General features: G+C 56.9%; 20 protein-coding genes and 1 riboswitch. Of the genes, 19 read left to right on the forward strand and 1 reads right to left on the reverse strand.

The features are described 5' to 3' along the window. The 4 genes from ACY1JZ_RS03130 (at nucleotide 1) to ACY1JZ_RS03145 (ending at nucleotide 3165) form a co-directional block, all read left to right on the forward strand. Entirely contained in the window at nucleotides 1-921 is a 921-nt protein-coding gene (locus ACY1JZ_RS03130; protein ID WP_462628034.1) for an ABC transporter ATP-binding protein, read from the forward strand. Then, nucleotides 914-1648, forward strand: coding sequence for an ABC transporter permease (locus tag ACY1JZ_RS03135; RefSeq protein WP_462628035.1), 735 nt, complete (start codon nucleotides 914-916; stop codon nucleotides 1646-1648). Before ACY1JZ_RS03130 ends, ACY1JZ_RS03135 begins: the two co-directional genes overlap by 8 nt. 79 nt (nucleotides 1649-1727) lie before the next feature. Next, entirely contained in the window at nucleotides 1728-2543 is an 816-nt protein-coding gene (locus ACY1JZ_RS03140) for an undecaprenyl-diphosphate phosphatase (protein WP_462628036.1), read from the forward strand. 178 nt (nucleotides 2544-2721) lie between these two features. Then, entirely contained in the window at nucleotides 2722-3165 is a 444-nt protein-coding gene (locus tag ACY1JZ_RS03145; RefSeq protein ID WP_462628037.1) for a GNAT family N-acetyltransferase, read from the forward strand. Between the two features lie 61 nt (nucleotides 3166-3226). Here the strand turns inward: ACY1JZ_RS03145 and ACY1JZ_RS03150 are convergent, their stop codons facing one another. Continuing rightward, a complete protein-coding gene (locus ACY1JZ_RS03150; RefSeq protein ID WP_462628363.1) occupies nucleotides 3227-4048 on the reverse strand; it encodes an SPL family radical SAM protein in 822 nt (273 codons plus the stop codon). 193 nt (nucleotides 4049-4241) lie between these two features. On the opposite strand from ACY1JZ_RS03150, the gene ACY1JZ_RS03155 reads away from it, so the two are divergent. From ACY1JZ_RS03155 to ACY1JZ_RS03225, 15 genes are all read left to right on the forward strand, one after another. After that, nucleotides 4242-4622 carry a zinc ribbon domain-containing protein gene (locus ACY1JZ_RS03155; RefSeq protein ID WP_270171175.1) on the forward strand — a complete coding sequence of 127 codons (381 nt, stop codon included), beginning with the start codon at nucleotides 4242-4244 and terminating at the stop codon, nucleotides 4620-4622. A gap of 85 nt (nucleotides 4623-4707) precedes the next feature. Continuing rightward, a riboswitch (TPP riboswitch) is annotated at nucleotides 4708-4817 on the forward strand. A 105-nt stretch (nucleotides 4818-4922) separates the two neighbouring features. Next, the gene (locus ACY1JZ_RS03160) at nucleotides 4923-6242 is read left to right on the forward strand and encodes an acetylornithine deacetylase (protein WP_462628038.1); all 1320 of its coding nucleotides are present in this window, start codon (nucleotides 4923-4925) and stop codon (nucleotides 6240-6242) included. Continuing rightward, nucleotides 6229-6900 (forward strand): thiaminase II, encoded by a 672-nt coding sequence (gene tenA / locus ACY1JZ_RS03165; RefSeq protein WP_270171173.1) that lies wholly within the window; start codon nucleotides 6229-6231, stop codon nucleotides 6898-6900. Before ACY1JZ_RS03160 ends, tenA begins: the two co-directional genes overlap by 14 nt. Next, nucleotides 6897-7793, forward strand: a complete 897-nt coding sequence (locus tag ACY1JZ_RS03170) for an ABC transporter ATP-binding protein (protein WP_462628039.1) — start codon at nucleotides 6897-6899, stop codon at nucleotides 7791-7793. The genes tenA and ACY1JZ_RS03170 overlap by 4 nt, the downstream gene beginning before the upstream one ends. After that, complete coding sequence (locus tag ACY1JZ_RS03175; protein ID WP_270171169.1) at nucleotides 7793-8557, forward strand: ABC transporter permease; 765 nt, start codon at nucleotides 7793-7795, stop codon at nucleotides 8555-8557. The genes ACY1JZ_RS03170 and ACY1JZ_RS03175 overlap by 1 nt, the downstream gene beginning before the upstream one ends. Before the next feature lie 133 nt (nucleotides 8558-8690). Continuing rightward, nucleotides 8691-9734 carry an ABC transporter substrate-binding protein gene (locus ACY1JZ_RS03180; RefSeq protein ID WP_462628040.1) on the forward strand — a complete coding sequence of 348 codons (1044 nt, stop codon included), beginning with the start codon at nucleotides 8691-8693 and terminating at the stop codon, nucleotides 9732-9734. 212 nt (nucleotides 9735-9946) lie between these two features. Next, a complete protein-coding gene (locus ACY1JZ_RS03185) occupies nucleotides 9947-10993 on the forward strand; it encodes a ThiF family adenylyltransferase (protein ID WP_462628041.1) in 1047 nt (348 codons plus the stop codon). 109 nt (nucleotides 10994-11102) lie between these two features. Then, nucleotides 11103-11726, forward strand: a complete 624-nt coding sequence (gene thiE, locus ACY1JZ_RS03190) for a thiamine phosphate synthase (protein WP_270171162.1) — start codon at nucleotides 11103-11105, stop codon at nucleotides 11724-11726. Next, a complete protein-coding gene (thiS, locus tag ACY1JZ_RS03195; protein ID WP_462628042.1) occupies nucleotides 11723-11929 on the forward strand; it encodes a sulfur carrier protein ThiS in 207 nt (68 codons plus the stop codon). Before thiE ends, thiS begins: the two co-directional genes overlap by 4 nt. 5 nt (nucleotides 11930-11934) lie before the next feature. Further along, nucleotides 11935-12714 carry a thiazole synthase gene (locus ACY1JZ_RS03200; RefSeq protein WP_462628043.1) on the forward strand — a complete coding sequence of 260 codons (780 nt, stop codon included), beginning with the start codon at nucleotides 11935-11937 and terminating at the stop codon, nucleotides 12712-12714. Between the two features lie 87 nt (nucleotides 12715-12801). Continuing rightward, the gene (gene thiO / locus ACY1JZ_RS03205) at nucleotides 12802-13929 is read left to right on the forward strand and encodes a glycine oxidase ThiO (RefSeq protein WP_462628044.1); all 1128 of its coding nucleotides are present in this window, start codon (nucleotides 12802-12804) and stop codon (nucleotides 13927-13929) included. Nucleotides 13930-14057: 128 nt separating this feature from the next. After that, on the forward strand, nucleotides 14058-14885 hold the full coding sequence (gene thiD, locus ACY1JZ_RS03210) for a bifunctional hydroxymethylpyrimidine kinase/phosphomethylpyrimidine kinase (protein WP_270171154.1): 828 nt from the start codon (nucleotides 14058-14060) through the stop codon (nucleotides 14883-14885). A gap of 234 nt (nucleotides 14886-15119) precedes the next feature. Further along, nucleotides 15120-15578: an MEKHLA domain-containing protein gene (locus tag ACY1JZ_RS03215; protein WP_462628045.1), complete on the forward strand. Its 459-nt coding sequence runs from the start codon at nucleotides 15120-15122 to the stop codon at nucleotides 15576-15578. A gap of 373 nt (nucleotides 15579-15951) precedes the next feature. Then, nucleotides 15952-18504 (forward strand): beta-mannosidase, encoded by a 2553-nt coding sequence (locus tag ACY1JZ_RS03220; RefSeq protein ID WP_462628046.1) that lies wholly within the window; start codon nucleotides 15952-15954, stop codon nucleotides 18502-18504. Between the two features lie 104 nt (nucleotides 18505-18608). Beyond that, complete coding sequence (locus ACY1JZ_RS03225; protein WP_462628047.1) at nucleotides 18609-19739, forward strand: hypothetical protein; 1131 nt, start codon at nucleotides 18609-18611, stop codon at nucleotides 19737-19739. The last annotated feature ends 262 nt before the right edge of the window (nucleotides 19740-20001 follow it).

The raw sequence follows: 20001 nt of genomic DNA on the forward strand, positions 1-20001 counted from the left end.
ATGCAAACGATCATTAAAACAACCGACTTAACGAAGCAATATGGTACGCACAAAGCGGTCGACAGCTTGAACCTGAATGTAAACAAAGGGCAAATCTACGGCTTTCTAGGGCAGAACGGGGCGGGCAAGACGACGACGATCCGCATGCTGCTCGGGCTCATCCGCCCGACATCGGGCAGGATGGAGCTATTTGGGGAGCGAATCGATACCGGGCCAGGGCAGCTACTGAAGCGGATCGGATCGATGATTGAATTTTCCGGCTTCTATGAGAACTTGACAGCTCGGGAAAACCTGCAGATTAATGCCAGGCTGCTCGGCATTCACAAACCGGAGGCATTGCAGGAGGCGCTGGAAATTGTCAGCCTTCATCAGGAAACGAAAAAGCTGGTCGGGAGCTATTCGCTCGGGATGAAGCAGCGGCTTGGCATCGCGCGGGCGATCATGCATCACCCGGAGCTGCTCATCCTGGATGAGCCGACGAACGGGCTGGACCCTGTGGGCATTAAGGAGATGCGCGGCCTGATCCGAACCTTGGCGAAGGAGCGGCAGATGACGATTCTGATTTCAAGCCATATATTGCCTGAGGTGGAGCAATTGGCAGATCGAATCGGAATTGTGCATCAGGGGAGGCTGCTGGAGGAAATCTCGATGGACGAGCTGCGCGCCCAAAATCGCCACTACATGGAGTTTCAGGTGTCTGACGATAACAAGGCCGTCTTGCTGCTGGAGCAGCGACTGGGCATAACTGATTATGTGGCAAGGGGTGGCGGCATATTGCGCATCTATTCACATCTCGGCCAGCAGGCGCAGTTGAATCGACTGTTTGTCGAGCAAGGAATTGACGTCTCGCGGATCGATGTGAAGGGCGAGCGGCTTGAGGATTATTTTGTCCGTCTGATCGGGGGTGGCACCTTTGGTTAATCTGCTGTATGCTGAGCTGCTCAAGCTGAAGCGGGCGAAGATGCTGCTTGTCAGCCTGATCGGAGCGGCTTCCGCACCACTGATGGTGTTTATCGGCTATCTGAATCTGCAAGCCAAAAAGCCGCAGGAGCCGATCTATTTCCAGGAAGCCTTCGGCGAGACGAATCTATACTTGACCATGCTGCTTGGCACGATGCTGTATGGTGTCATTACAGCCTATCTGTTCCAGCGAGAGTATGCAGAGGATACGCTGAAGCATATGCTGACCATTCCCATCTCCCGCCTTCGTCTGCTGCTGAGCAAGCTGCTGCTGCTTTTTCTGTGGATCACGCTGCTGACACTATTCTGCTGGCTATCCATTCTGCTGCTTGGTACAATCGCCGGATATGACGGGCTCAGTCTCAAGGTAATGTATCATGCGCTCAAGCAATATGTAGCGGGAGGCTGGCTGATGTTTTTGCTTACCGCGCCGACGATGCTCGTTACACTATGGTTCAAAAATTATGTGCCGACGATTATTTTTACCGCGGCGCTCACGATGGGCAATGTAGCGATTATCAATAACGAGTATGTCGTCCTCTATCCGTGGTCGGTGCCTTATGTCATCGCTACGGGCAGCTTCAATGACGTCTATCCGCCGCTGTATTCCTATGTGTCGATAGCGGTGGTGTCGATCTTTTCCTTGATCCTGGCTGCCATCTATTTCAAACGGTCGGATATTCACTGAACACGCCTGGCGTGTGCGCCTCACATGATAGCGGCTGCCGGACCATCCGTAATGATCATAAGAGGGGGATTCGCAGCCGATGGAACAGCTTTGGTTGAATGTAAAATACGCACTGCTCGGCTTGCTCCAAGGGGTGACAGAGCCGATACCGGTATCCTCCAGCGGACATCTCATTATCGCCCAGCGGCTATTTGGCCTGCAGATCGAGGGGTTGTCCTTTGAAGTGCTCGTCAATTTTGCCTCGCTGCTGGCCGTACTGCTGATCTACAGAGCAGATATTAGTCGTCTTGCTGTCGGAAGCTGGTCATACCTTGTTCATCGCCAGGAGGAAGGACGGTCAGATTTCAAGATGGTCGTCTACCTGATCATTGCCACGATCCCTGCGGGGATAGCAGGTGTCTTGTTCAAGGATGCCATCGCCGAGGCGTTCAAAGGAATGACGGCTATCGGCGTGACACTGCTGGTAACAGGAGCTGCGCTCTGGCTGATCCGCAATCTGCGGGGCCGCAGGCAAGATGCGCAGTTGACTGCCAAGGACGCGCTGCTGATTGGCCTGGCGCAGGTCGTGGCGCTTATTCCAGGGATCAGCCGCTCCGGCGCCACGCTGATTGCCGGACTTGGGCTGGGACTCAGACAGTCCCATGCGCTTCGTTTTTCCTTTCTGATGTATATTCCGATCAGTGCAGGCGGGATGATCCTTGAAGTTAAGGAGCTGGCAAATGACCCTGAGCTTGGGCGCCTGGCTATTCCGTATGTACTGGCATTCCTCTGCGCTTTTGTAGCAACCTACTACGCTTTTCGCTGGTTTGTGGGTGTGATGGAACGGGGGCGTCTCATTTATTTTTCATTTTACTGCTTTGCTGTTGGTGCATTGGTGTTGATGTTCTTGGCTTGAGGACAGGGAATATTTACTATTTTAGTTCATTTATAGTATGCTGAAGAGGGTTCCATTACGGGAAGGAGTGATGTGGGATGAGAACGACTAAGGTGAAGGTGAATGCTACGATAGCTTGGGTGAATGCGTAGAGGAGTTCATATTCCTCTGCGAGGTCATTAGGAGAGGAATGAGATCGATGGAAGTGATGTTGAAGCCGGTGACAGTCGATAACTGGTATGCTTGCAGCCGACTGAAGGTGAAGGAGGAGCAGCTTGCGGTGTTTCCCGCACCCGTGGTGAACTGGATTGCCGAAGCTAAATATGTACATGAATTTGAGTTGATTGCCATATATTTCAAGGAAGAGCTTGTAGGATTCATCGTGTATTGTCCTGAGCCGGATCAGGAAGGGAATTGCTGGATTCCGGCTGTGATGATCGATGGCGAGCATCAGGGCAAGGGCTATGCCAGGGCTGCGCTGAAGCAGCTTATTGACCTGATGAGCCCGGCATCCGGGCGTATCATGATTGGTCATCGCCCGGAGAATCATGCGGCCGCTGCCCTGTATGAGTCGTTAGGGTTCAAGAAAGTGAGTGAAGAGCTGATAGACGGCGAGATCGTCCGACTGCTGCAGGTTGGGTAAGCGAGGAGTCACACTGAGGTGACACGCTAACGTGAGATGGCTCTATGACATCCTGAGGAGACTACGGCGCAAAGCCCTGCTGGCTGACGCGCAGTTGTTCGTCTGAGAACACCTCGCGAAGTCGCTCATAGACCAGACGCCAGGCGTCCTTGCTGTACCAGTCCTCCAGGCCAAGCTCCCGATACAGCGCCGCCGTACCATTTCGCTCTGTGCGCTTGCCGCCGCTGCTATCACCCATATAGTAATCATCCACGCAGACATGCTGGAGTGGAAGCGTGTTCAGCAGTTGCGGGAATCGCTCGCTGCTGGGCAGGACGGGAGCAATCGTGGCCTGGACGGCAATGCCTGCCTCTGCCAATTCGCGGATGGCTCGGAGCCTTGCGGCGATGGGCGGGGCGTAGGGGGTGAAATGCTTGCGTATCTCTTCCAGATCGGTCTCGACGGTCATGCTGACACGCACCTTGCTTCCAAGCTGCTGCAGTAGATCGATGTCACGGCTGACGAGCGGGCTGCGTGTTTGAATGAGCAGGAAATCAGGCGGCTGCTCTGTCATCGCCTCCAGCAAGGAACGGGTAATCTGTTCCTTATGCTCGATCGGCTGGTACGGGTCTGTGCTGGAGGACATGAAGATGGTGACCGCCCCCTTGGCTGCGGCGCGCTGGTATTCCTTGCGGAAGAGAGACGCTGCACCCCGTTTTATATCGACCCAGCTTCCCCATGACGCCTGACGGAAGAGAGCCACAGGCATCTGCTTCACGTAGCAATAGGAGCAGGCAAAGGAGCAGCCGACATACGGATTAAGCGTATGGCTATAGCCAGTCAGGTAGCCGCTTCCTTTGTTCAACAGTGATTTGGGGGAGGTATCGGTATATACGGGCTTCATGGACATCACGGGATCAGGCTCCTTTATGAGTAAGTAGCTGACTGGCATGCAGTTGCTCTGTTCGCTTGCCTATTGCGCTAGAGCTTGCTTCGAGTCTATATTATGGGTGAAGTATACTACACATGAACAACGTATGCTAGCCGTCTCCCAGAACCGTCCGAAATGAATATTCTGAAGCGAAAGGATGATCCAGATGAGTGTTGAATGTCCTTGGTGTGCGGAGGAAGTCATATTAACTGCTGATTCGATCTGCCCGCTATGTATGCACGAGGTACTCCCCGAGCATGTTATCGTTGCAGGCGAGGGGGCTGGCGCGAACGATGAGCCTTCTTCATCAGTCATCGAGCAGGCACACATCAGGCAGAGTGCTGCGCTCGAGCTGGTGGCTCATCGCTTCCGCTGCCCCTCCTGCGGCGGTGGCGAATGCAGCATCCAGGAGACGGCTCTGGTTGCCACGGCGCAGGATGCGCTGTCCGGGCCAAGCACGAGGATGTATCTGCTGGCTTCCTGCAAGGGATGCGGACGGGTGGAGACCTATGATCCGGCTATGCTTGGAGCAGGGGGAGACGGTTGATTCCAGTCTTAACTATAGCTGTGGATGCAGATCTGCAGCAATGTATTGCCAAAAAGGTTCGCTTTCGGTATAGTAGAGCTAACTTCATATGGAGTACGGGTGCTGGATTGAGTCCGGCTGAGATAGAAGCCTTATGCTTCTGACCGTTAATCTGAACCAGGTAATGCTGGCGTAGAGAACGTATCGAATTGTAAACCATTCGTCTATTCTCGAATGGTTTTTTTATATTTCTACGTGAAACGGAGCTGCCAAGCTGCTCCTATGCTGCGCCTGCAAGCACAAAGGAGGAACGTGGCAGTAATGACAGAGGCAAGGATTGCGAGGCTGCAGCAAGCTGTGGATGAGCGACCTCGGGAGCTGATCGCCCTGCTGGCCGAGCTGATCGGCTTTCCGACAGTCAGCCCGCCTGCGCGCAATACGCATGAAGCGCAGCAGTTCGTACAGGCACAGCTAGAAGCGATCGGCTTCGAGGCTGAGCTGTGGGAGGTGTTCCCCGGCGATCCGAATGTGACGGCGGTGAAACGAGGTACAGATAGTGACGGTTATTGCAGCCTGCTGCTGAACGGTCATATCGATGTGGCCGAGGTAGGGGACACGGCGCAGTGGGCGCGTGACCCGTTCAAGCTGGAGCTGGCAGACGGCCGATTGTACGGGCGCGGAACAGCCGACATGAAGGGCGGAATGGCAGCGCTGCTGTTCGCCCTGAAGCTGCTGCATGAGGACGGCGTAGAGCTGCGGGGCGATGTCCTGTTCCAGTCGGTCATAGGCGAGGAAGCCGGAGAGGCGGGCACCTTATCCTGTACCGAGCGCGGATGTTATGCCGACTTTGCAGTCGTCGCTGACACCAGCTCGATGCATATTCAAGGACAGGGCGGCGTCATTACCGGCTGGATTACAGTGCAAAGTCCAGTCACCTTCCATGATGGCATGCGCAGTCGCATGATTCATGCGGGTGGCGGCGTGATGGGCGCGAGTGCCATCGAGAAGATGGCCAAGCTGATCGGGTCGTTGCAGGAGCTGGAACGGCACTGGGCGGTTACCAAGGCTTACCCCGGTTTCCCGCCTGGCTCCAATACGATTAACCCGGCCGTGATTGAGGGCGGCCGTCATGCGGCCTTTGTGGCTGATAGCTGCTCGCTGTGGATCACGGTGCATTTCTATCCCGACGAGGATTATGAATCGGTTGCGGCTGAGGTGGAGGAGCATCTATTGCGCGCCGCAGCCGCAGATCCGTGGCTGCGCGAGCATCCGCCGAGCTTTCGCTGGGGCGGCCGTTCGATGCTGGAGGAACGCGGCGAGATCTTCCCGTCGCTGGAGCTTGACCCCGGCCACCCTGGCCTTCAAGCCTTGTCCGCTGCGCATGAACAGTTGCTTGGCGCTGCGCCTACGGTCGGCATGAGTCCGACCGTGACTGATGCGGGCTGGCTTGGGAGGGTCGGCATACCGACGGTGATCTACGGGCCGGGAGAGCTGGCCAAGGCACATGCGGTGGATGAGAGCATCAGCCTGCAGGAGCTGCTGGAGTATACGAAGGTGATGATCGGTTTTATCGCGCAGTGGTGCAATCAGCCGAGGCGGCAGAAACAGACAGAGAGGAGAAATACAGATGGAGCGTTTTAGTGAGAGATTATACCGGTCGGTGGCAGAGATTTGGGGGCGTTGCCATGCGCACCCGTTTCTGACAGAGCTGCGGGACGGCACGCTTGATCCGCAGCGGTTCATATATTATATGAAGCAGGATTATGTGTATTTGATCGATTATGCCAAGGTATTTGCGTATGGCAGCTTGAAGGCTCGTGACCTGGAGACGATCACCAAGTTCGCGGAGCTGTTGTATTCCACGCTGAATGTCGAGATGGAGCTGCACCGCCAATACGCGGAGCGCTTCGGCATCTCGCGTGCGGAGCTGGAGGCGACACGACCGACCCAGACGACGATCGCCTATACCAAATATATGCTGGACACTGCAGCTAACGGCTCGCTGGCCGAGGTCGTTGCGGCTTTGCTGCCTTGCATGTGGAGCTATCGCGAGATTGGCACGACGTTTGCCAGAATTCCGGGCAGCCTGGATCACCCGCTCTATAAGGAGTGGATTCTGATGTACAGCTCGCCAGAATTTGGCGAACTGACCGACTGGACGATCGGGCTGATGGACAGGCTGGCGGAAGGGCTGCCCGAGCGCGAGCTGGCGAGACTGGAGGAGCATTTCGTGATCACCTCCAAGTTCGAATATCTGTTCTGGGATGTGGCCTATAAACAAGAGGATTGGCCAATTTGAGCGCGCCGGGCTGGAAAGCTGCCAATGTGAGCACTGCGGACTCCAGCACTGCGGCTTCTAGCGCCTCAGGCTCTAGCGCGGCGGCTCGCAGCGGGAGCAGGACGTCTCTGGCGGTGCACAGCTTGAGCTATGCCTTCAAGGGAGGCCCTGCCCTGTTCGACTCACTGAGCTTCGAGGTGCGCGCCGGCGAATTCGTGGCGCTGCTCGCCCCAAGCGGTGTCGGCAAGACGACGCTGTTCCGGCTGCTCGCCGGTCTCCTGGAGCCTCAAGCGGGCAGCATCGTGCTTGCTGGCGAAGACGGCGATGGCGACAACGCTGTCACCAGCAAGCGTCAGGTGCGTCGCATCGGCTATATGCCGCAGCGCGATTGCCTGATGCCGTGGCGCAGCGTCATCGATAATGCAGCGCTGGGCCTGGAGCTCGCCGGTGTGCCGCGCAGGGAAGCGCGCAGACAGGTGAGCGAGCTGTTGCCTAGCTTCGGCCTGGAGGGAGCGGGGGATAAGCGTCCGCATGAGCTATCTGGCGGGATGCGGCAGCGGGTGTCCTTCCTGCGCTCGCTCTTGTCTGGCGGCGATCCGCTATTGCTGGATGAGCCATTCAGTGCGCTTGACGCGATGACGCGGACGGGCATGCAGGAGTGGCTGCTGCAAATCTGGGAGCAGCACCGCAAGACCGTGCTGTTCATTACTCATGATGTCGATGAGGCGTTGCTGCTCTCGGATCGCGTCCTGGTCGCATCCGCGTCACCGATCTCGCGCTTGAGCGAATTTGTGGTGGACGTGCCGCGGCCGCGCACTTATAGCGCCGTGCTGGAGCCTTCCTTTCTCCAATTGAAGCGGGCGATACTGGAGCAGCTCGGGCACGCATCGGCTGTCAGGGGAGGGGAAGGCTGATGGGCAGGCGAATGAAGGAGGCTGTGCCGGTTGTGCTGTTCCTGCTGCTGCTGGCAGTGGCATGGGAAGCGGCGACAACTGTTTTTGCGGTGCCTCATTATATTATACCGCGCTTATCGGCTGTTCTCGGCTCGATGGCGGAGAACGGGCCGTTGCTATGGCGCCATGCGATGATTACGCTAGGCGAAGCGCTGCTGGGACTGGGTCTGTCCGTTCTGCTGGGCGTGCTGATGGCGGTCTGGATCGAGGGATCGAGGCTGGCGAAGCGGACGCTGTATCCACTGGTCGTTGCATCGCAGACGATACCGATTATCGCTTTGTCGCCAATCATGGTCATGTGGTTTGGCTACGAGATATGGAGCAAGGTGTCTGTCGTGATGCTGTTCACCTTCTTCCCGATCGCGGTCAATACGGCGGATGGCTTTCGCACGGCAGATGCGGGCATCGGAGAGCTGATGCGCTCGATGGGCGCGCGCAAGCAGGAGCTGTTTCTCAAGTGGAAGCTGCCATCGGCGCTGCCTGGCTTCTTCACCGGCTTGAAGATGGCAGCGACGATCAGCGTAGGCGGGGCAACGCTCGGTGAATGGCTGGGCGGCGAAGCAGGGCTCGGTGCCTATACGAAGCGTGCATCCAATATGCTGCGCGGCGAGGCGGTATTCTCCGGTGTGCTGCTGCTGTCGCTGATGGGCATCGCCATGTTCCTGGCTGCCAGCATGCTGGAGCGGGCGGTGCTCAAGCGGCGCGGGCCTGGGGCGAGAGAATAGCCGGTGAGAGGATGCTCCTAATGAGCGGTGCTTGCGCTGCATGAAGGCAGTCGTTTGAACCTGGACAGGCATCCAGCATATGAGGTTGAAGTACTGGATCGATATAGATGATAAGGATAAGGGGATGGGGTACATGAAACAATCTTGGTTCAAGTTCAAGCGCACAGGGCTGCTGCTGGCTCTAATGACGATCATGACGGCGGCAGGATGCTCGTCAGGCGATAGCTCGACGCCGCAGCAGAGCGGTCTGACTGCACCGGATACGGCGCAGGTGGAGCAGGAGACCGAGCTGACGGTACTGCTGGACTGGTATCCGAATGCCGTTCACTCCTTCTTGTTTGCTGCGGAGGAGCAGGGGTATTTCAAGGAAGCGGGTCTCAAGGTCAAGCTGCAGACGCCAGCGGACACGAATGACGCACTGAAGCTGGTTGCAACAGGCAAGGCTGATCTGGCGATCAGCTATCAGATGCAGGTGGCCATCTCACGCTCCGAGGGCATCCCCATCGTATCGGTGGGCTCGATCGTGCGTCATCCGTTGAACCAGTTGTTTGTCCTGGCTGACTCCGGCGTGAACAGTCCCAAGGATCTGGAGAGCAAGATGATCGGCTATCCATCGATTCCGCTCGATGAATCGATCGTCAATACGATGGTAGAGAGCGATGGCGGCGACAGCTCGAAGCTGAAGTATGTCGATATTGGCTGGGATCTTATTCCGGCGATGACGACCAAGCGTGTGGACGCGATCATTGGCGGCTATATCAACCATGAGAAGCTGCTGCTGGAGAAGGAGGGCATTCGGCTGCAGGTGTTCGACCCGTCGAAGTATGGCGTGCCGGATTATTATGAGCTGGTATTTACGGCAAGTGAAGAGGGGCTGTCCAAGAACAGTGAGGCGATCCGCAAGTTTCTGGCGGCAGCGGCCAAAGGCCAGGCGTATACGGCCGATCATCCAGAAGCCTCTCTTGCGAATCTGCTGAACAAGCAGAACGCCGATTTCCCGTTGGACCCCGAGATTGAGAAGCTGAGCCTAGAGACACTGCTGCCGCTGATGGATGCCGGTGATGCAGGCTTCGGGAGTCAGACGGCCGAATCGTGGCAAGCGGTGATTGATTGGCTGAAGGAAAAAGGGCAACTGCGCAATGATGTCGATGCGGCCTCAGCGTTCCGCAACCTGTAAGGCATAAGTGTCAGTCCATACGATGAGGCAGGGCAGAGGTCATTGTGAGGGCGCGGTATGCTCGGGCGGTCGCTGTCGGGCTGTCGGGCAACGGCTCGCACCTGGGAGCTGGGTGCGAGGTGAGGCGTAATCTTGAGGCGCAATCCGTGCTAGATGTGCCGAAGCCGCAGAATATAAACAGAAGCTGAATACAGGAAGGAGCGGTCGGTTCGATGGATCAAAGGCCGGAGCAAAAGGGGCTGCTTCATGAGCGCTACTCGCGCCAACTGCTGTTCGCCCCGATCGGGGAGCAGGGACAGCGCAGGCTGTTGGATAGCAAGGTGTGTATTGTCGGCATGGGTGCGCTCGGCACGGTGCTGGCCAACCATATGGTACGTGCTGGAGTCGGGTACGTGCGGCTGGTGGATCGCGACTATGTCGAGGCGAGCAATCTGCAGCGCCAGATGCTGTACGACGAGCGGGATGTGCTGGAGATGTATCCGAAGGCGGTCGCAGCAGAGCGCAAGCTGCGGCAGATCAATTCGTCGGTGCACATCGAGGCGGTGGTTACGGATGTGACGCTGAGCAATGTGGATACGCTGCTGGATGGCATGGATCTGGTGCTCGACGGAACAGACAACTTCCGTACCCGCTTCCTGCTCAATGATGCCTGCTATCGCGCTGGCATTCCATTCACCTATGGAGGAGCGGTCAGCTCGCGCGGCATGAGTGCGCTGTTCGTTCCGGGCCGCACGCCCTGTCTGCGCTGCTTTATCCAGTCAGGGGACAGCGCCGGCGAAACCTGCGATACGATCGGAGTGATCGGCCCGGTCGTGGACATCGTCGCCTCCTATCAGGCCGTCGAGGCGATGAAGCTGCTGGTGGGTGACGAAGCGCATCGCCGGAGCAGCCTGGTGACGTTCGATATCTGGCATAACCGCTTCTATGAGCTTAGCTTTGGCGAGCCGCTGGCGGATTGCCCGTGCTGTCAGCTTCGCCACTATCCGGCACTGGAGTGGCAGAGCGAGGAGCAGGCGGTGTCGCTCTGCGGACGCGATACGGTGCAGATTGCTAGCTACGGCAAGCCGCTCGATCTGGAGCTGTGGCGCAGCAGGCTGGAGCGGGTAGCTGTCACAGTGACGAGCAACCCGTTCCTGCTGCGTGTGGAGCTGCCGGAGGGCGAGCGGCTAGTGCTGTTTGCCGAGGGGCGAGTGCTTGTGCAGGGAACGAGCGATGCGGTGCGAGCCAAATCGCTGTATGCCAGATATATCGGCAATTAATATTATTCCGAGTGGCAAACAGTAATCCGGCTGTGATGGAGCAAAGAGCCAGGAGTGATGAACGCAGCAAGGCTGTTCGTGTTAGAGCTCATAAGGAGGGAACAAGCACATGAAGGATTTTCGATTATATGCGATTACTGGCGAGTCATTCCACCCTGGGCGCGATCTGATCGAGGTGATGGAGCAGGCAATATTAGGTGGTGTTGATATTATCCAGCTACGGGACAAGACCGGCAGCAAGGACGAGGTATTGCAGAAGGCGAAGGCGCTGCGGGCGTTGACCCGCAAGTATAATGTGACCTTTATCGTCAATGACGACATCGATATTGCGCTGGAGGCGGAGGCGGACGGCGTCCATCTCGGTCAGGGCGATGTGCAGTTGCAGGAGGCAAGACGTCTGGTTGGAGACAAGATCATCGGCATCTCCACTCATGCGATCGAGGAGGCATTGCTGGCGCAGGAGCAGGGTGCAGATTATATCGGTGTAGGCCCCGTCTTCCCCACGAAGACGAAGGCCGATGTGGTTGACCCGGTTACTGTACGCTATGTACGTGAGGTGAGTGAGCAGATTACGATTCCGTTCGTGGCGATAGGCGGTATTAAGCTGCACAACGTGGATGAGGTGCTGGCCGCGGGTGCAACACGCATCTGTGCGATTAGCGAGATTGTAGGCAGCGACGATGTCAAGGGAACGTGCGAGGCGTTTATTCGCAAGCTGGAGAGAGGGAAATGAGCATGGAATTGATCATTAATGGACAGCCGCGCCAGTTGGAGCAGGTGCAGCATGTGGAAGATGTGGTGAGGGAGCTGGGATTGCTGGGCAAGCCGCTCGTCGCTGAGGTGGAGGGCAAGGTGCTGACGGCTCAGCAATGGGCGTCGGTACCGGTGCAGCTGGGGATGAAGATTGAGCTGGTGCATTTTGTAGGAGGAGGCTGAACGGGATGAGTCAGGACAAATTGATGATTGGCGGCAAGGAGCTGTCCTCGCGTCTGTTTATTGGGACAGGGCTATTTCCGAATCCCTATGTGCAAAAGGAGGCGGTCCGCGCTTCCGGCTCGGAGGTGCTGACCTTCGCCATCCGTCGCATCAATCTGGATGCGACGGAGGATGATTCGATCCTCCAGCATATCGAGGAGGGCAGCTATACGTATCTGCCTAATACATCCGGTGCGAGAACGGCTGACGAGGCTGTGCGCATCGCCAGGCTGGCCCGCGCATCGGGACTGAGCGACTGGATCAAGGTCGAGATTAGCGCCAATGAGCGCACGCTGCTTCCTGACCCGATCGAGACACTCAAGGCGACAGAGATTCTGGTGAAGGAGGGCTTCACGGTCCTCCCCTATACATCCGATGATCCGATCCTGTGCAAGCGGCTGGAGGAGGCGGGCGCCGCGGCGGTGATGCCGGGCGCAGCTCCGATCGGTACAGGACTTGGATTGCTGAATCCATACCATATCGGTCTGATCGTTGAGGAGGCGGGCGTGCCGATCATCGTGGATGCTGGACTGGGCTCTGCCGGAGATGTGGCACAGGCAATGGAGCTGGGCGTGAGCGGCGTGCTCATGAATACACCGATTGCCAAGGCGAAGGACCCGGTTAGGATGGCAGGAGCGATGAAGCTGGCGGTAGAGGCGGGTCGCCTGTCCTACCTGTCGGGACGGATTGCGAAGAAGAAATATGCTACGGCGAGCAGTGGGCTGGAGCAATATATGATCCGGTAAGCGGCTGTCATGCTGGCATTCGCGGCATTTAAGTGAGCAAGATGGCGACGTGCAACGGCGCAATTCGATGAAAAGAGATGAGAGCGCATGAAGGAAACAGTCATTGTATTGGGTGGAGGCATCATCGGACTAAGCTGTGCCCTGGAGCTGCAGCGCCGGGGACATCAGGCGATTGTGCTGGAGACGGGGCGCTGCGGAGGGCAGGCGTCGGGTGCAGCAGCCGGCATGCTGGCTCCCTATTCGGAAAATGTAGAAGGCCCGGACGAGTTTTTTCAGTTGTGCCGGGAAAGTCTGGCTCTCTATCCGAGCTGGCAGCACGCTGTCCGCGAGGTATCTGGCGCAAGCTTCGAGTATACCGAGTCGGGCAGCCTCTATGTGGCGAGCCATGCCGCCGATCTGCTGGTGCTGGAGGGGCGGCTGTTATGGCAACGCGAGCACGGCTCCTCGGGCAGACTAGTCGAGGGAGAGGAGCTGCGCAGGCTGGAGCCGATGCTGTCGCCGACTATTCAGGCCGCACTATATACACCGGAGGAAAGCCACGTCTACGCACCGGACTTTGTGAAGGCGCTGGAGGCGGGCTGCCGCAAGCTGGGTGTGCAGATTCATGAGCAGTTGGAGCAGCTCACGAGTAGCGTTATCGGGGGGGAAGTGGTGGTGACGGCGGCGAGCGGCGCCGTCTTCTCGGGCAGCCTGCTGCTTGTCTGCTCAGGGGCTTGGGCACAGGAGCTGGAGGAGGCGCTGGATGTTCGCCTCCCGATCTATCCGATCCGCGGGCAGATCTGCGCCTATGAGATGGAGCCGGGCGAGCCGGTGCGCCATATGGTGTTCGGACCGCAGGGCTATCTGGTTGCCAAAGCGAACGGAACGCTCGTCTGCGGCGCCTCCGAGGATGTCGCGGGGTTCGATACGACAGTGACGGAGCGCGGCATCGAGCGGCTGCGCAAGTGGAACAAGCAGTTATTTCCCCATCTGGCTGAACGAACGCCATTCCACCGCTGGGCGGGTCTGCGCCCGGCAACACAGGATGGCCTGCCATTGATCGGCCGTGTGCCGGGGAGAGAGCGGGTTATCCTGGCAGCAGGACACTACCGCAACGGCATCCTGCTTAGTCCGGCTACAGCGATGCTTGCGGCGGATATAATTGAAGGCAAGGGGTATGCGGCTTTCAAGCAAGCCTTTGAGCCGGGACGCTTCGGCGCGCCGGTGCTGCGATAGCCAGATACCAGGGCGTGTCCTCTAGCCCGCTCAAGGGTAGCGTTCACCGCCTTCTCGCCCTCTACTGGGTTATGCTTTCTTGACATGCCCGATTACAATAGAATGAACCGAATGAAGGAGGTGGGCTTATGACTATTCAGCATAGGGTGGCCAGACCGCCCAGAGCGCTGACCATAGCTGGCTCTGACAGCGGGGGCGGGGCAGGGATTCAAGCCGATCTGAAAACCTTTCAGGAGCTGGATGTATACGGCATGTCTGCACTGACCGCCATCACCGCCCAGAATACAACAGGGGTGCAGGGCGTCTACTCGCTGCCGCCAGAGGCAGTGGCCGAGCAGATTCGCTCGATCGGCAGCGACATCGGGGTCGATGCGCTCAAGACGGGCATGTTATTCAGCAGCGAGATTATTCATGTGGTCGCAGATTCGATCCGGGAGCAAGGCTGGACGAAGCTGGTCGTCGATCCGGTGATGATCGCCAAGGGAGGAGCTTCGCTGCTGCAGGCCGAGGCGATCGAGGCGATGCGGCGCGAGCTGTTCCCGCTGGCTGAGATCATCACGCCCAACATTCCAGAGGCAGAGACGCTGACAGGACGAACGATCGTCACGGAGTCGGATCTGCGTGATGCAGCCAGGCAGCTCGCCGATTATGGGGCGCGCCATATCATTATCAAGGGTGGGCACGCTTCCGGGTCGGAGGCAGTTGATCTGCTGTATGATGGCCATAGCTTCACCGAGATTGCCGGCCGTCGCATCGAGACAGCAAGAACGCATGGCACCGGCTGCACCTTCTCTGCCGCACTGGCTGCGGGACTGGCACAGGGGCTTGCGATCCCTGCTGTACTGGAGCAGGCCAAGTCATTCATTCAAGCGGCGATTGAGGATGGCATCCAGATCGGAGCGGGTCATGGCCCGACCAATCACTGGGCATACCGGAATCGCAGGCTGCAGCGCTAACATGTCGGCTCATGCAGGGCATGACAGACTAGTACAGACTAGCACAGACTAACGCTTCATGCTTGTTTCATGCGTTGTGGCAGCAGCCACCTCCCTTGCAAGCTTGTATGAAGGCGGATGTGGAAGACCAGCAGGCTTGTGACAGGGTTCGTCTGTGGCAAGGGCAGCCGGGACAGGAGCATTCGTGTGAGTCGGAGCATAGCGCGAATAGGTATGGCTCAAGGAGGAACACATATGACAACCAATGAGACAGCTTGGCTGGATAGCCATGCAAGGCTGCTGTGGAGCAGCTACAAGCGATGGACAGGCCGTGACCTGGTCGAGCTGCAGCCGGGAATATCGCTTCGTGAGCAGTTGGATACGGCACCCTGCATCATCCTATCGCATGGTACGGAGGCGGACCCTGTGCTCAATTATGGTAATGAGGCTGCGAAGAGGCTGTGGGAGATGGATGAGGAGCAGTTCACCAAGACGCCCTCCCGCTTGACAGCGGAACCGATGGAGCGCGAGGAGCGGGAACTCTTCCTCGAGCAGGTGACGACGAGCGGCTATGTAGATGATTATACCGGCATCCGTATATCCCGAACAGGCAAGCGCTTCTACATTAAGCAGGCGACAGTCTGGAACCTTATTGGCGACGATGGCATCTATCATGGACAAGCAGCTACCTTTAGGTCGTACACGTATATATAGCTTTTATTAATAGATGGCCGCAGGCAAAGGGCAGAGGGCAGAGGAAACTGCTCAGGCCATCTGCCTCATCCGATGTCGAGCTATGCATCTGCAGCGCGTTGCAGGTGCATAGTTCTTTTTATGTGGTTCGACTCGACTCCTATAGGATGACGGAGCTTGAAGAGCATAGTCTGGAGAGCATCGGCGCTAGGCTGCAAGCGCTACGATTATGGTATAATTCCATATAACACCAACAACTACCGACTACGCTTCGTGGCAGCGATAGACACCGCAGGGGTGAATGGATGGATAGCACAAACAGGGTGATATACAGGAGTGAACGAACAGGAGGAAGAGCGTACAGAGCGGGATGCCCGAGGAGAGGAGAACAGGGATGCGATCAAGTGTAGTATTGGATCAATGGAGGTTCAAGGCTTGTGACCAGGAAGGATGGCTTCCGGCGAAGGTGCCGGGCTGCGTGCATACGGATTTGCTGCGTAATGAGCAGATACCTGCTCCATTCTATGGCACCAACGAACAGGAGCTCCAATGGATTGACAAGCAGGATTGGGAATATGAGACTCGCTTTGTAGCAGGGGATGAATGGCTGTCCCATTCAAGGCTGGAGCTTGTACTGGAAGGTTTGGATACCTATGCCGAGGTGTCGCTTAACGGCGTATGTCTACTGCAGACAGACAATATGTTTCGTACCTGGCGCGCGGATGTGAAGCGTCTGCTGCAGAGCGGCAGCAATCACCTCCATATCCGCTTTCGTTCGCCAGTGAAGGAGGATCTGCCCAAGCTGGAGCAGCTCGGCTACAGCTTGCCAGCTACGAACGACCAATCAGAGGCCGGAGGGCTTGGTAATCGCAAGATCAGTGTGTTTGCGCGCAAGGCGCCGTATCATTATGGCTGGGATTGGGGGCCGAGATTTGTAACGAGCGGCATCTGGCGTCCGGTACGGCTCGAGGCATGGAGCGGCTGGCGCATGCGTGATGTATATATCCAGCAACAGAAGGTGACGGAGCAGGAGGCCAAGCTGTGCGCCGTGGTCGAGATCGAAGCCGAGCAGCCAGAGGAGGTGCAACTGAGGCTGAGCGGTGGCGGGCAGGTATGGGAGCAGACGGTTTCTCTTGCTGCTGGCGAGAATACGGTGCGGCTGGAGGCGGTCATTGCAGAGCCGCGCCTGTGGTGGTGTCGCAGCCTTGGCGAGCCCGCGCTGTATACATTCACTGCAGAGCTTCTGGCTGGCGGGACGGTTGTTGCAGAACGATCTGTGCGCACGGGGCTGCGTCAGGTGAGACTGGTGCGGGAGAAGGATACATACGGCAGCACCTTTTATATCGAGTTGAACGGAGTTCCGGTATTTGCGAAGGGAGCTAATCATATTCCGAATGACAGCTTCCTAACCGAGGTGACGGAGGAGCGCTACCGTCATGAGATTGCTTCCGCAGTGGAAGCCAACATGAACATGCTGCGTGTCTGGGGCGGCGGCGTCTATGAGGATGACCGTTTCTACGAATTATGCGATGAGTATGGCGTGCTGGTATGGCAGGATTTCATGTTTGCGTGCAGTATGTACCCGGGCGGAGCGGCCTTCCAGAGCAATGTGCGCGAGGAAGCGGTGCAAAATGTGAAGCGCCTGCGCAATCACCCGTCGATTGTGCTATGGTGCGGGAACAATGAGATTGATATTGCCTGGTCTCAGTACGATGATGAGCGGGGCTGGGGCTGGAGAAGAGCGTACAGTCCAGAGCTGCAGGCTCGAATCTGGGCAGATTACGAGGCGATCTTCCATCGGATATTGCCGGAAGCGGTAGAGCAATATGCGCCAGGCACGGATTATTGGCCGTCCTCTCCGATGGTAGAGCTGACCGGCGACATCCGCCAGCATGCGACCAACAGCACGACAGGCGGAGATATACATTACTGGGGCGTCTGGCATGCCGTTGAGCCGTTTGCGAATTACAATATTCATATTGGACGGTTCATGAGCGAATACGGCTTTCAATCCTTCCCTGAATATCGTTCCGTGCGAGCTTATGCCGAGGAGGGGGATATGGAGCTGGAGTCACCTGTCATGCTATCCCATCAGAAGAACGGTCATGGCAACCGGCTGATTAAGGAGTATATGGAGCTGTATATGAAGGAAGCGAAGGATTTCCCCTCCTTCCTGTATATGAGCCAGGTGCTGCAGGCAGAAGCGATGAAGATAGCGATTGAGGCTCATCGCCGCCGCAAACCCTATTGCATGGGAACATTATATTGGCAAATGAATGACTGCTGGCCAGTAGCCTCTTGGGCAAGCATGGATTATTATGGACGCTGGAAAGCGACCCAGTATGCGGTGAAGCGCAGCTTTGAGGATATACTGCTCTCGATGGACGACACACTCGGGGGCATGGTCGGTATCCATCTGGTATCCGATCGGTTAGAGCCAGTGAGCGGAACATTGCAGGTAAGGCTGCTGAATTTTGCGGGTAATGTGCTCAAGACATGGTCTGCGCCCGCAGCAATCGGCGGCAACACGGCTGGATGCACGCTGACGCTGTCAACGGGCAGTATACTGGCAGAGCTTGATCCCAAGGAGGTGGTGCTTATGGCGGAGCTGCATACAGAAGAAGGGATCATTGCCCGTGCATCGCATTATTTTGTACCATCCAAGCAATTGAAGCTGTCGCGTCCATCGATTACGGTTACACGGTGCGAGCTGGACGGAGGCATAGCGCTCCTGCTTGAGACGGATGTGCTAGCCAAGCATGTATGGCTCTCATCGGAGGCGGAAGGTATCTTCTCGGATAACAATTTCGACTTGTTGCCGGGGCAGCCTGCGACCATCCTCTTCAAGGCGCGCTCGGACGGGAACCAGCCGTTCCTTCCCGCTGATCCGGGCAAGGTTGTGGTGCGTTCTATGGCGGATTTTGTGAAGGAGGACACGCTAAGCTAGGACAAATACACCTTTTGGGGTATGGATTCATGGAGCGGTTCATTTTACCATGGGGTATGCTGCTGTTGATGTTAGAATCGATCTGACTTGAGGAGAATGCACACATGAGAATCTTATTGCGTCAACTGAGCCTGGCTCTAACCGTGGTCGCGCTGGCGACCGGTCTGTTCGTCGGGGTATGGGGCACATCGGCCGAGGCGGTTGCAGGCAAGCCGGTAGCCAGTTATGTATCACCTGAACGAATCCAGTTTGTCAGCTACAGCAAGCAGTGGGATCAGCGGAAGCTGAAGGCGCTGTATAGCGAGCTGATGAAGAACATGCATGGCGAGGAGCTCGCGTATCTGGGCAAGGTTATCTTGTCTAATGAGAGCAATGATGAGGAAATGGGCGTCGCGAATATGAGCTATTCGTGGACGGAGGATGATCTGTCCGACATCGTTATGGATGAGCCGACAGAGATTGTCTTATACGGTGCGGATCAGCTTACAACGGTAGAGAGCATGGCAACAACATTGAGCCACGAGTACGGCCATCATTTTACTTATTATTGGCTCCTCAAAAAAGAACATAAGCTGCCAAGCGATCCAACGACGAAATGGACATCAATCCGGGGGATCAAAGGCCAACCGGTCGTATTTACAGATGATGTGGAAGACCCGGACTACTCCCATTATTGGGATGCGGGCGAGATTATGGCTGATGACTACATGGCCTTGTTTGGCTCGCCAACAGCTAAGCTCAGCATGGTGAACTCCTTGCAGACGGAACATGGAATGGGCTTCTACGGCGAGATTGAGAACGAGGAGCTGCCGCCAGTTACGACACTGGCTGCGGTACGCAGCTATTGGCTGAAGCTTAGCGGCATCAAGGACCCGCTGCCGCTCGTGTTCAAGGAGCCCAAGCTCCAACGAATTGAGACGGTGAAGAAGAAGGATGGAAGTGTCGATCATAAGCTTATCTTTGGCGCAGGCTCTGCCAATGCCGATGTAGCGTCAAGATTGCAATATAGCGTGTATTGGGAGAACGAGGAGGAGGAGCTGTTCGATTTCACGGATATGCAGACAGGCAAGCAATCGATTGTTGTTCGTGGCGGGCTCCCTGAGACAGAGCTGACCATCAAGGTCTATGCGTATGACCCCAAAACGAAGCAATATGTGTATGCCAGGCCCATCGTCTACGATCTGAGCAACCCGTATGCGCCTGCTCTTGTTAGCCCCTATGCACAAGCTAGCTAGAATGGCTACGTACCCCCGCAGAAAGTGGCGGGCTCGTCGCCAGAGGATGGGTGAGCTAGCTTCACGGACTTCACTTAACGGTGTAATAATGTGCAATGCTGGAGCAGCCTTTGTAGAGGCTGCTCTTTGCTGTGTTACCGTCAGGCGAGGCATGGGCAGTGGGCGATTGCCGATAGATTAGCTCGTTTACAGCGGCGCTATTGTGCAGTAATCTAGATATACAGCGAGGTGACGGTCATACCTGCAGGGTACAGCCTGGGCT

It is taken from the genome of Paenibacillus sp. J5 (genome assembly GCF_054955055.1).